Source organism: Novosphingobium resinovorum (assembly GCF_027922145.1).
Classification (GTDB): Bacteria; Pseudomonadota; Alphaproteobacteria; order Sphingomonadales; family Sphingomonadaceae; genus Novosphingobium; species Novosphingobium resinovorum.
Genome location: NZ_BSFC01000011.1, coordinates 257371 through 269468, shown reverse-complemented (window position 1 = coordinate 269468; position 12098 = coordinate 257371). Strand labels below are relative to the sequence as shown.

Sequence of the window (12098 nt, the reverse complement as noted above, 5' to 3'; positions counted from 1 at the left end):
GAAGCCCCTGCCGATGACACTCACCTCAAGGTAGCCTGCCGGTCGCGGATGAGGCGCCCCATTTCCTTGACTTTCCCCGCCTCTGGCCCTAACTGCCAGCCTTTCCGATCCCACAGATTCTTTACCGGGAGTGCCCATGGCGCGCGTTACTGTCGAAGATTGCGTCGACAAGATCCCCAACCGCTTCGACCTCGTCCTTCTCGCCGCGCAGCGTGCGCGTGAGATTTCGGGCGGCGCGGAACTGACCATCGATCGCGATCGCGACAAGAACCCGGTCGTCGCACTGCGCGAAATCGCCGAGGAAACCGTGGTTCCCAAGAACCTCAAGGAAACGCTGGTCACCTCGATGCAGCGCGTCCTGCCCGACGACGACGACGAGATGGACGATGTGGGCTCGCTCAGCCAGTCGGCCGAGGCCCTGCGCATCACCGCGTCGGCCCCGACCCGCAACACTTCGCTGGGCGGCGATTACGACGGCTGATCGTAACCGTTGACTGCAGCCCTGCTGCAGGCAACGATACGGGCGTGCCCGGAAAATCGAAACTGCCTCGTATTATCGGATTGACCGGGGGACCGCCCAAGAGGGCCGGTCCCCTCGTTGCGTCCGAGCTCCCCTCGGGATCAGCTGTCGAGTGCAGGGGCGCTACGATAGCCATTTACAGCGTCAAGGGCGGGGTAGGGAAGACGACCTTCTCGGCCAATCTCGCATGGTCTTCGGCGGTGCAGAGCTGCCACCGTACTTTGCTGTGGGACCTCGACGCGGCAGGCGGCTCGGCGTTTCTCTATGGTCTTGAACCGCAGGAAACGCGGCTTGCTGAAGAGGTTTTTGCGCGAGAAAGACCCGCAACCCGGCTGATCCAGCCGACAGCGTTCGAGCGGCTGGACGTGCTTCCCGCCGATGAATCGATCCGTGCGCTCGATGCGCAACTGGTGAAGATCGGCAAGCGCAAACGGCTGGCAAAACTGACAGAAGAGCTTTCGGCCGACTACCCCCGAATCATTCTCGACTGTCCGCCTGTCATGAACGAGTTGTCGGCGCAGGTCGTGCGCGCTGCGGATCTCGTAATCGTGCCGCTGCCACCATCTCCACTTTCGTCGCGTGCGTTCGATCTCGTCGTGCGCGAGATTGCTGGGAACACCAAGCGGCACCCGCCTATCCTGCCGGTGCTCTCCATGCTCGACATGCGCCGGGCGCTGCACAAGCAGGCGCATGAGACGAACCCGAACTGGCCGGCAATTCCTTACGCCAGCGTTGTCGAACAATGCGCCGTTCAGCGCCAGCCGGTCGGAGTACTGGCTCCGCAAAGTACTGCGGCTCAGGCATTCGGGAGGCTCTGGGCGGCGATTGAGAAAAAGCTGGGTCAGAGGTGCTGAGCCACGTGCGCGGCCGCATTGCGCGAATTGCGATCCCGGCATAGGTTTCGTTTCCGTTGAACGGGGGCGAACATGAGCGGGATCAGCGAAGGACTGGCGGAGCTTGGGCAGGGTGCCGCCCTGGCGGGGGCGATCGAGCCGGAATATCACGCAGGGCGCGCCGAAAGGCATGATGGGCATACCCACGAGGCGGATTGCCTTAACTGCGGGACGCATCTCGCCGGGTCGCATTGCCATGCTTGCGGGCAGGCGGCGCACGTTCACCGTAGTCTCGGCGCTTTCTTCCACGACCTGCTGCACGGCGTGTTCCATTTCGAGGGCAAGATCTGGCGTACCGTGCCACTATTGGCGTGGCGACCGGGACGCCTGACGCGCGAATACGTCGATGGTCGCCGCGCCAGCTACGTGTCACCGATCGCGCTGTTCCTGTTCTGCGTCTTTCTGATGTTCGCGGTGTTCCACGCGACCGAGGGCCACGAGGAACCTGCCACGCAAACCGGGAATTCGCAGGGCCTCGAAGCCAACATAAAGCGGCTCGAAGGCGAGATCGCCGGGATCGAGGGCACGCGCAAGGCGGCGATCGCGAAAGGCCAGCCGATCGAGAGCTTCGAATCGCAACTGGAAGGAAGACACGCGGCGCTCGACACTTTACGCGATTTGAAAGCCGAGAATGTGGACCTGAAAGTGGATCCCGCCCGCAAGGTCAGTGACATTCCGGCGCTCGATAAAGCGATAAAGAAGTTCCGCTCCAACCCCGATCTGGCGAGCTACAAGCTTCAGACTTACGCCTATAAGTACAGTTGGGCGCTGATTCCGATCTCGGTGCCGTTCCTGTGGCTGCTGTTTCCGTTCAGCCGGCGCTTCCATCTTTACGACCACACGGTTTTCGTGACGTATTCGTTGTGCTTCATGACGCTTCTGGCGATCGTGGGGATGATCGCCAGCACCGTGGGAGCAGGTGGTCTGATTGCCCTGCTGATTCTGACCCCGCCGCTGCACATGTATCGCCAGCTGCGCGGGGCTTACGGTGTCGGGCGGTTCGGCGGCCTGTGGCGAACGGCTGTGCTGTTGGTCTTTGCCGCCATGGCGCTCGGCGTGTTTTTTACGCTGATCATGGCACAGACCAGTATGTAAGCCACTCGGCGGCGGGGATCAGTCGACGATCTTGACCGCCAGGCATGCCTGGAACCTGCCGGCTTCGGGGTCTTCACGGTGCCACACGTCGATGACTTCATAGTAATGGAAGTAATCGTCGGTATTCCTGGCGATCGATTCACCGGCGCGGGGGAGGAAATCGAACTGGCCGGTGAAGAGCAACTCGTCGCCTTCGCCATCATATATCTCGACTTGGGCCATAGCGTCCTCGCATTTCGTGAATGTCCGGCATTGCGATACTATACTTGCGGTGGCGGCGAGGCAGCAAAAAGATCAGATGCAAACTCCGCAATAGGTGCAAACGCAAAGGGGCGTCAGACCTGAGTCTGACGCCCCCTCCTGCATTCTCCTTTTGGGAGAACCTTGTTCTTTCCCGCTCAGGCGCCCTGCGGCGCCGTGCCGGTGAAGCGGCGGCCTGCCTTGGGGATGGCCGAACCGGACAACGGCCGTGCCGCCGAAGGACCGCGCGGCTCCGACGGGCGGTCGATCTGACCGCCTTCGAGAAGCTGCTTGATCTCGTCACCTGAGAGCGTTTCGTATTCGAGCATAGCCTGCGCCAAGGTTTCCAGCGCCACGTTCTGATCCTTGAGAATCTGCGTCGCGCGAGCGTGGGCGTTATCGACCAGAGCGCGGATTTCGCTGTCGATCAACTGGTTGGTCTCACTGGAGCCCATGGTGCGCTGCGTGCCGCCCATACCGAGGTAGCCTTCCTGGCTGTCCTCGTACTGGATCGGGCCGAGCTTGTCCGACATGCCCCACTTGGTGACCATCGAGCGCGCCAGGCTGGTGGCGTACTGGATGTCCGAAGAGGCGCCCGACGAGACCTTGTCGTAGCCGAAGATCAGTTCTTCCGCCACGCGGCCACCCATCGCCACCGAGAGGTTCGCGAGCATCTTGTCGCGGTGGTAGGAATAGCTGTCGCGCTCCGGCAGACGCATGACCATGCCCAGCGCACGGCCGCGCGGGATGATCGTCGCCTTGTGGATCGGGTCGGAAGCCGCCTCGTTCAGCGAGACAATGGCATGGCCCGCCTCATGGTAGGCGGTCATCTTCTTCTCGTCCTCGGTCATGACCATGGAGCGACGTTCCGCGCCCATCATGACCTTGTCTTTGGCGTCCTCGAACTCCTGCATGGCAACGAGGCGCTTGTTACGGCGCGCTGCGAGCAGGGCAGCCTCGTTGACGAGGTTGGCGAGATCGGCGCCGGAGAAGCCCGGAGTGCCGCGCGCGATTACGCGGGGGTTCACGTCGGGAGCCAGCGGTACCTTCTTCATGTGCACGGCGAGAATCTTCTCGCGGCCCTCGATGTCGGGCACCGGCACCACGACCTGGCGGTCGAAGCGGCCCGGACGCAGCAGCGCGGGGTCGAGCACGTCGGGGCGGTTGGTCGCCGCGATGATGATGATGCCCTCGTTCGCCTCGAAGCCGTCCATCTCGACAAGGAGCTGGTTCAGCGTCTGCTCGCGCTCGTCGTTCGAGTTGCCGAGGCCGTGGCCACGGTGGCGGCCGACGGCGTCGATTTCGTCGATGAAGACGATGCACGGCGCGTTCTTCTTGGCCTGCTCGAACATGTCGCGCACGCGGCTGGCGCCGACGCCCACAAACATCTCGACGAAGTCGGAGCCCGAGATCGTGAAGAACGGCACGCCTGCCTCGCCGGCGATGGCGCGGGCGAGCAGGGTCTTGCCGGTGCCGGGCGAACCGACCAGCAATGCGCCCTTGGGGATCTGGCCGCCGAGCTTGGAGAAGCGGGTGGGATCGCGCAGGAACTCGACGATTTCCTCCAGTTCTTCACGCGCTTCGTCGATACCGGCGACATCGTCGAAGGTCACACGGCCCGAACGCTCGGTAAGCATCTTGGCCTTGGACTTGCCGAAGCCCATCGCGCCCGAGCCGCCGCCCTTCTGGACCTGGCGCAGCGCGAAGAAGGCGATGCCGACGATCAGCAGGAACGGCAGGGTCTGCGCAAGGATGTAGAGCAGCAGGCTGCCCTGTTCGGCTTCCTTGCCCGAATACTTGACGTCGTTGCGCTGGAGCAGGTCAGTCAGGGTCTGGTCGTTGGGAACGGGGACGGTCGAGAAACTGTCTCCATTCTTGAGCTTTCCGTCGATGCGGTCTTCGGAAATCTCGACCGAGGCGACGCTGCCTTCGGCCACCTTGCTGCGGAAGTCGGAGTACGGAATCGCCGGGCCGGTGGTGGCGCGCGATCCGAACATCGAGACCACCATCAGGAGCGCGAGGAAGATGCCGCCCCATACGAGCAGGCTCTTGACCCATGGGTTGCCGTTGGGCTGGTCGTCGTTCATTTTGCGGGAATCCGTCCTTTCGCGCTCCAATGTAGGCGCATGGCGCTGAATCACAAGCTAGCGAGGGCAGGAGTAGCGTCGTTTCGGCGCGATATCCGCGATGCCGGGCGTGCCGAGGCGCATCAGGCCGTCTCTGCAAGGCGGGAAAGCGGCAGTTCCAGCGTCATCCGGGTGCCGCGAGCGCCGTTCTCCAGCACAATCTGCCCCTCCAACTGCTGACTGAGAATACGGGATATACGCAGGCCGATCGACTGCGCCGAAGCGGGATCGAAGCCGGGCGGCAGGCCGCGCCCGTCGTCCTCGACCCGTAGCAGCACGCCGTCACCGAAGCGTGCGAGGCGCACGGTGATCGCGCCGCTCTCCTGCTGGGGGAAGCCGTGCTCGAGGGCGTTCGCGATCGCTTCCGTCACGATCAGCGCGACGGGAACCGCGCTGTCGGGGCGCAGGGTAATGCCTTCCTGGGCCTCGACCGCGCAGGTGATCCCGGTGCGGGCGCTGGAGGCCATGGTCTTGGCGCAGACTTCGCCGAGGAAGCGATCGAGCGGAACGAGGCGGCCGTCCTGGTGATAGAGCTGGCGCTGGATATTGCCGATGACCTGGAGCCGGCCCGCCGCGTCCGACAGCGCGCGGCGGGCGACGGGCTCGGTTAGGGTGCGCATCTGGAGCGAGAGAACGGCGCCTACCATCTGAAGGTTGTTGCCGACCCGGTGTTGCATCTCCTGGAACAGGAGTTCGGCACGCTCGGCCAGTTGCCGGCGTTCCTCAGCTAGCGCGCGTACTTCCTCTCGGGCGCGATGGAGGCGGGCGTTGGCGGCCTGCATGAAGTGGACCAACGCGATGTCGACCACCACGACGCCCGTGTAGAACGCCATCGCGGTAAGCGTGCCGCCGTCGAACGCGAAGGCCATGCGCGGCGGGATGAAGACATACCACGCAAAGAGGCTGCACAGGACGGAGGCGACGACGCCCGGCCGCGGTCCGAAAAGAAACGAACTGAGGATCACCGCCGGGAAGAAGGTCAGAAACGGGTAGCCGGGCGGGAAAGCGGCATCGAGGAACCAGCGCAGCCACAGAGCAAACAGGCAGAGTGCGACGGTCACCGTGTAACGGACCAGCGGCCGGTCGGGCAGGAATGGCAGGCGCTCGGTGAATCGGCTCAGGCTGTTCAACGCGGACCTCAATCACCTTTTCACGCGATCCATGCATGGGTTTGGTATCGCATGTGGAAGGCGCGCGAAAGGGAACGTTCATTGGATGCTGGGGATAGCGGCGCTGGGTCCACGGCCCCCTCTTGTCGCTTTTGGCGCGAGCATCGTGCATTTTGCGCAAGATGACGGTATCGGCCGAGCTTGCGCAGCCTATCGGAGCACAGAGCCGGCGATGAAGACCAGACCCCGCATCCATTCCGTCTACGCCGACATGGGCACGACGGTGTTCGAGCGGATGTCGGCGCTTGCCCGTGAGACCCGCGCGATCAATCTCGGGCAGGGTTTTCCCGATAGTCCGCCGCCTGCGCCCCTGCTCGAAGCGGCGGCGCGCGCGCTGCGCGAACAATCGAACCAGTACCCGCCGAGCGTCGGGCTTCCCGCGCTGCGCGAGGCGGTCTGCGCCCACTATGCGCGCACGCAGGGGTTAACCCTTGCGCCGTCCGAGGTCGTTGTCACATCCGGTGCCACCGAGGCCATAGCCGCCGCCGTGCTGGCGCTGGTCTCCGAGGGTGACGAGGTGATCCTGTTTCAGCCTGCCTACGACGCCTATGCGCCGATGGTGCGGCGGGCTGGAGGCGTACCCGTCTCGGTCCTGCTGCAACCGCCGCATTTCCGTTACGATGCGGCGGCGCTGGAGGCGGCGGTGACGCCCCGGACACGCGCGATCATGCTCAATGATCCGCTCAATCCCGCCGGCACCGTGGCGAGCGCCGATGAGCTTGCGATGATCGCGCGGTTCTGCACCAGGCACGATCTTGTCGCCATCTGCGACGAGGTGTGGGAGCAGGTGCGCTTCGACGGCGCGGCGCATCGCTCGCTGATGGCCTGCGAAGGCATGGCGGAGCGGGTCGTGAAGATCGGCTCGGCGGGCAAGATCTTCGGCCTTACCGGCTGGAAGATCGGCTGGATGGCTGCGAAGGGAGACCTCGGTTCTGCGCTCGCGCGGGTGCACCAGTTCCTCACGTTCACGACGGCGGTTCCACTGCAATGGGCCGTCGCCGAAGGGCTGGAGCGGGTGGACATTCTCGATGGATTGCACGCCGACTGGGCGGCTTCCCGTGCCCGGCTCAAGGCGGGGTTGGAGGCGGTGGGGCTAGCCGTCCTGCCTAACGCTGCTACGTGGTTCCTGTGCATCGACCTCGCCGCATCCGGCATCGCTCTGACCGACCGCGAATTCAGCGAGCGGGCGCTGCGCGAGGCGGGCGTGGCGACGGTTCCGGTCAGCGCCTTGTATGAGAGCGGCCAGAATGGGCAGGGCGCCCCCGAGTCATATCGTGCGCCTGTGCTTCACCAAGCCCGACGACGTGCTCGACGAGGCGCTGGAGCGGATCTCCGCATGGGTGCGCGGCCTGTGAGCGTCCTGCGCTGGCGTCCGATGCGCGCCGAAGACATCGACGGCGTCGTGGACGTGGCGCGCACGGCGTTCCCCGACCATTTCGAGGCGCGGGCGTGTTTCGCGGAGCGGTTCGCGCTGTTCGCGCCGGGCTGCTTCGTGCTGGCGGATCCGGTGACGGCAGGCGTGAAAGGTTACCTCGTCGCTTATCCGTGGCCGCTTGGGGCCATACCTCCGCTCGACAGTCTGCTCGGCACGTTGCCGGAGGAGCGGGAGGCGTTCTACCTTCATGATCTTGCCCTGCATGCGGACGCGCGCGGACTGGGACATGCAGGTCCCGCAGTGCGCCGGCTTTTCAAAGACCTGCGCGCGCTTGGCGGGCAGGAGGTTGCGCTGGTTTCGGTCAACGACACCCTGGCGTTCTGGCAGGGTCAGGGCTTTGCGGCGGTCGCTGCGGACGAAGCCTTAGGGCGCAAGCTCGCCAGCTACGGGCCGGACGCGCGTTACATGCGCCGCGCGATCTGAAAGCCCGTCTCCGTCTGCCGGAGAGCGATGAAATCAGGGGCTTGACGCCATGCTGCGCTGCGGCATTCTTCGTCCTTTCCAGACACCGGTGGGGGCCAGATGGATCACGCACAGACGCAGGCGGCCGGGGGCACGGGACGGGATGATACCCTCTGGAACGCGGACCTTGCGCCCACTGACGCAACGCAGCGAAACTGGCGCTGGTGGCACTTCGCGGCGCTGTGGGTGGGCATGGTGGTCGCCGTTCCGACGTGGATGCTTGCCGCCGGTCTGATCGAGCAGGGCATGTCGGCGACGCAGGCGGCGCTTACGGTGGTGCTGGGAAACGTCGTGATCCTTGTGCCGATGCTGCTGATCGGGCATTCCGGAACGCGCTACGGCGTGCCTTTCGCGGTACTGGTGCGGGCCTCCTTCGGCACCGTGGGGGCGCGGCTTCCCGCACTCGCTCGCGCGCTCGTCGCTTGCGGCTGGTACGGCATCCAGACCTGGATCGGGGGCGAGGCGCTGCTGACGCTGCTGGGCATTTTCCTCGGCGCCGACCTGCGGGGGACGCCGCTGCCGTTCTTCGGGATCGGGCTGGGCCAGTTGCTGGCCTTCATGGCCTTCTGGCTGGTGCAGCTGCTGTTCGTGCGCAAGGGGCTGCTGACGATCCGGCGGCTGGAAACCTGGACCGCGCCGCTCAAGATCGTGGCGTGCGTGGCGCTACTGTGGTGGGCGATCGATGCGGCCGGCGGGATTGGCCCGATCTTCTCAGCGCCGTCCGCCTTCGGGCCGGGCGGGGCGAAGGAAGGGCAGTTCTGGGCGGTCTGGCTGCCTGCGATGACCGCCATGGTCGGGTTCTGGGGCACGCTGGCGCTCAATATCCCGGACTTCACCCGTTTCGCCAAGACCCAGCGCGACCAGATGATCGGCCAGACCCTGGGCCTGCCGCCGACGATGGGGCTGATCGCGCTGATCAGCGTCATGACCACATCGGCGACCGTGGTGATCTACGGCCATGCGATCTGGGACCCGGTGGCACTCGCGGGCACGCTGTCGGGACCGTTCGTGCTGCTGGGCCTGATCGTCATCGCGGTCGATACGGTGTCGTGCAACATCGCGGCGAATCTCGTGTGCTCGGCCTACGACTTCGCTTCGCTGAGCCCTTCGCGCATTTCCTACCGCACCGGCGCGTTGATCACGGCGGTGATCGGCCTCGTCATCATGCCGTGGAAGCTGATGGCCAGTACCGATGGCTACATCTTCACGTGGCTGACCGGCTACGGCGCGCTGCTCGGGCCGATCACCGGCATCCTGATCGCCGACTACTGGCTGGTGCGCGAGACAAAGCTGGACGTCGAGGGCCTCTACAGCGAGACCGGCCCTTACGTGTACGGCAATGGCTGGAACCCGCGCGCGCTGATCGCGCTGGCGCTGGGCATCGCGCCGAATGTGCCGGGCTTCCTCAAGGTTTCGGCGCCGGGCCTGTTCGGCGGATTCGGAGAGGTGTGGTCGGTGATCTATACATATGCGTGGTTCGTCGGCGTGGGTGTTGCGCTGGCGTCCTATGCGCTGATGATGCGCGGACGCGTCGCGCCTTCGATGCTGGAGCCGCAGACGGCCTGATATTTCAGGCGTTCAGGCCGCCGTTCACGCTCAGAACCTGCCCGGTCATCCGCCGCGCCCCGTCACCGCACAGGAACAGCGCCAGAGGAGCGATGTCCTCGGCGGTCGGGAGGCCGAGGCCCGCTCGCTGCGCTGCCCTGGCCATGCGTTCGGAACCCATGCGCCGCGCGCTCTCGCTGCCTTCGACATAGCTCGGCGAGATGACGTGAGCGCGGATGCCGTCGCGCGCGGCCTCGACGGCGAAGTTGCGGATGAAGCCTATGGTCCCGGCCCGTGCTGCGCCGATCAGTGTCTGGCGCGGCGCCGCATAGATACCCGCATCCGAAACGAAGGCGATCAGCGTCCCGCCCTGCTGCGCCAGCATATCGTAGGCAGCATGGGCAAGCCGTTCGATCCAGCCGATCGAGACCTTGAGGAAATCGCCGAAGACTTCCGGCGAGGTGCCCGGGAACAGGCCGGTAATACCTTGCGGGCCGGTCGCGGTGCAGTCGATCACGGCATCGATGCGGCCGTATTGCTCGGCCACTTCGGCAACGAGGACTTCGGCGGCGTCTTCCTCCCATATGTCGGCAGCGAAGCCGTCTATCGTGCCAAAATCGGAAAGATCGACCACCATGTCCTGCAGCTTCTCGGGACTGCGGCCGTGAAGCGCGACTTTCCAGCCCTGATCCAGAGCCAGGCGGGCAATGGCGCTGCCGATGGAGCCGGAGCCACCGGCGATGAGGAGAACGCGGGTCTCGGTCATGCGCTCTCGTTCTGGCATCCTCCCCGTTGCATCGCAATGGGGAGGGGGACCGCCGCGAAGCGGGGGTGGAGGGGGAAAGCACTACCCCCTCCGTCAGCGCTTCGCGCTGCCACCTCCCCATCGCTGCGCGGGAGGGAGGATTTGCGCGGTCAGTCGCTTTCGAATGCGGCGCGCATGTCGTCGGGGGCGAGGTCGGAGAACTTGGTGATGCGTGCTTCGAAGCGCAGGCGGACCTTGCCGGTGGCGCCGTGGCGCTGCTTGGCGATGATCAGTTCGGAGAGGCCGGTGACCTCCTCCATCTTGGCGCGCCAGGTTTCCCACTTGTCCTTGACGTCGATGCCGTCGGTGTCGCTGGGGAACTTGGGCTCGGTCGCCTTCACGTAGTAGTCTTCGCGGTAGACGAACCAGACCATGTCGGCGTCCTGCTCGATCGAGCCCGATTCGCGAAGGTCGGACAGCATCGGGCGCTTGTCGTCGCGCTGTTCCACTGCACGGCTGAGCTGCGAGAGCGCGATCACCGGAACGCCCAGTTCCTTGGCCAGCGTCTTGAGCCCGCGCGAAATCTCGGAGATTTCGTTCACGCGGTTGTCGTTGGCGCGGCCCGACCCGGACAGCAGCTGCAGGTAGTCGATGATCACGAGGCCGATGTTGTGGCGGCGCTTGAGGCGGCGGGCGCGGGTGCGCAGGCCGGCGATCGTCAGGCCCGGGCTGTCGTCGATGTAGAGCGGCAGTTCGGCAAGCCGCTGGCTGGCGAAAGACAGCGACTGGAAGTCCTCGCGGCTGATCTTGCCCATGCGCAGCGCTTCGGAGCTGATGTTGGACTGCTCGGCCAGAATACGTGTCGCCAGCTGGTCGGCGCTCATTTCGAGGCTGAAGAAAGCCACCGGCGCGCCCACCGACTTCTCGTGTGGCATGCCGTCGCGCACGGTGTCGTCGACGTAGCGCTGCGCGGTGTTGAAGGCGATGTTGGTGACCAGCGAGGTCTTGCCCATGCCGGGACGCCCGGCAAGGATGATAAGGTCGGAATCGTGAAGGCCACCGATCTTCTGGTTGACCGAGGTGAGGCCGGTGGTCTTGCCCGAGATGTGGCCGCCCGAATTGAACGCCTTTTCGATCGCCTGGATCGCGACGCGGGTGGCGGAGCCGAAGCTCTTGGCCTCGTTCTGCGTCGCGGCGCCTTCGGCCACTTTGTAGAGCGCGGCTTCGGCGTGCTCGATCTGCTCCATCGGTTCGACCGATTCGGAGGTATCCATCGCGCTCTCGACCAGATTGCGACCGACCGAGATCAGTTCGCGCAGCAGGGCGAGATCGTAGATCTGCTCGGCCAGCTCACGCGGGGCGAGCAGGCCTTGGCCGTCCGCCGTCAGCCGGGCGAGATAGGCGACGCCGCCCAGCGCCTTCAGCGATTCGTCGGCCTCGAAATAAGGGCGCAGGGTGACCGGCGTGACCACCGCCTTGCGGTCTAGCAGCTGCAGGATGCGTTCGTAGAGGCGGCCGTGGACGGGCTCGAAGAAATGGAGCGGGGTGAGCGGGGTCTGCAGTTCCTCGATCACGCGGTTGTCGATGAGGACCGCGCCCAGGAAGGCGGCTTCCGCCTCGACGTTCGCGGGCAGGGTTCGGACTTCCGCACCATCGGTACGGGCAAGGGCAACAGGCTGGACCATAAGCGCCGGACAATGCTCCGGCAGCGCTGCGCGAACAAGTCAGGCGGGGAGGGATATTAATCCACAAGCTGTGGATGTGTGTGGGCTGTGTGCGGCGCTGCCCACCCCGCTGCGACTAGGGCCTGCGGCCCAAGTCTCGCTCCCTTCCCGCAAGCGGGAGGGGTTGGGGGTGGGTTTTCTTGG

General features: G+C 65.1%; 10 protein-coding genes and 1 pseudogene. 6 read left to right on the top strand and 5 right to left on the bottom strand.

Translation table 11 applies throughout. The annotated features are described in order from the left end of the window. Window positions 1-136: 136 nt before the first annotated feature. The 3 genes from rpoZ to PKE80_RS06265 all read left to right on the top strand — a co-directional run bounded on the left by rpoZ (window position 137) and on the right by PKE80_RS06265 (window position 2508). Window positions 137-481, top strand: coding sequence for a DNA-directed RNA polymerase subunit omega (gene rpoZ / locus PKE80_RS06275; RefSeq protein ID WP_008829533.1), 345 nt, complete (start codon window positions 137-139; stop codon window positions 479-481). 167 nt (window positions 482-648) lie between these two features. Continuing rightward, window positions 649-1374: a ParA family protein gene (locus tag PKE80_RS06270; RefSeq protein ID WP_271182141.1), complete on the top strand. Its 726-nt coding sequence runs from the start codon at window positions 649-651 to the stop codon at window positions 1372-1374. Between the two features lie 72 nt (window positions 1375-1446). After that, window positions 1447-2508 carry a DUF3667 domain-containing protein gene (locus PKE80_RS06265; RefSeq protein ID WP_271181755.1) on the top strand — a complete coding sequence of 354 codons (1062 nt, stop codon included), beginning with the start codon at window positions 1447-1449 and terminating at the stop codon, window positions 2506-2508. A gap of 18 nt (window positions 2509-2526) precedes the next feature. On the opposite strand, the gene PKE80_RS06260 is transcribed toward PKE80_RS06265, so the two are convergent. From PKE80_RS06260 to PKE80_RS06250, 3 genes are all read right to left on the bottom strand, one after another. Then, window positions 2527-2730: a hypothetical protein gene (locus tag PKE80_RS06260; RefSeq protein WP_271181754.1), complete on the bottom strand. Its 204-nt coding sequence runs from the start codon at window positions 2728-2730 to the stop codon at window positions 2527-2529. A 176-nt stretch (window positions 2731-2906) separates the two neighbouring features. Next, the gene (gene ftsH, locus PKE80_RS06255) at window positions 2907-4835 is read right to left on the bottom strand and encodes an ATP-dependent zinc metalloprotease FtsH (RefSeq protein WP_008829529.1); all 1929 of its coding nucleotides are present in this window, start codon (window positions 4833-4835) and stop codon (window positions 2907-2909) included. Window positions 4836-4957: 122 nt separating this feature from the next. Then, window positions 4958-6004 (bottom strand): sensor histidine kinase, encoded by a 1047-nt coding sequence (locus PKE80_RS06250; RefSeq protein ID WP_271181753.1) that lies wholly within the window; start codon window positions 6002-6004, stop codon window positions 4958-4960. 211 nt (window positions 6005-6215) lie between these two features. On the opposite strand from PKE80_RS06250, the pseudogene PKE80_RS06245 reads away from it, so the two are divergent. The 3 genes and pseudogenes from PKE80_RS06245 to PKE80_RS06235 all read left to right on the top strand — a co-directional run bounded on the left by PKE80_RS06245 (window position 6216) and on the right by PKE80_RS06235 (window position 9506). Next, a pseudogene (locus tag PKE80_RS06245) lies at window positions 6216-7398 on the top strand (aminotransferase). Then, entirely contained in the window at window positions 7380-7901 is a 522-nt protein-coding gene (locus tag PKE80_RS25310) for a GNAT family N-acetyltransferase (protein ID WP_271181752.1), read from the top strand. Before PKE80_RS06245 ends, PKE80_RS25310 begins: the two are co-directional and overlap by 19 nt. Before the next feature lie 99 nt (window positions 7902-8000). After that, entirely contained in the window at window positions 8001-9506 is a 1506-nt protein-coding gene (locus PKE80_RS06235; protein ID WP_271181751.1) for an NCS1 family nucleobase:cation symporter-1, read from the top strand. 4 nt (window positions 9507-9510) lie between these two features. On the opposite strand, the gene PKE80_RS06230 is transcribed toward PKE80_RS06235, so the two are convergent. Both PKE80_RS06230 and PKE80_RS06225 read right to left on the bottom strand, forming a co-directional pair. Next, entirely contained in the window at window positions 9511-10251 is a 741-nt protein-coding gene (locus PKE80_RS06230) for an SDR family NAD(P)-dependent oxidoreductase (RefSeq protein ID WP_271181750.1), read from the bottom strand. A 149-nt stretch (window positions 10252-10400) separates the two neighbouring features. Further along, complete coding sequence (locus PKE80_RS06225; RefSeq protein ID WP_271181749.1) at window positions 10401-11915, bottom strand: replicative DNA helicase; 1515 nt, start codon at window positions 11913-11915, stop codon at window positions 10401-10403. Window positions 11916-12098 lie beyond the last annotated feature (183 nt).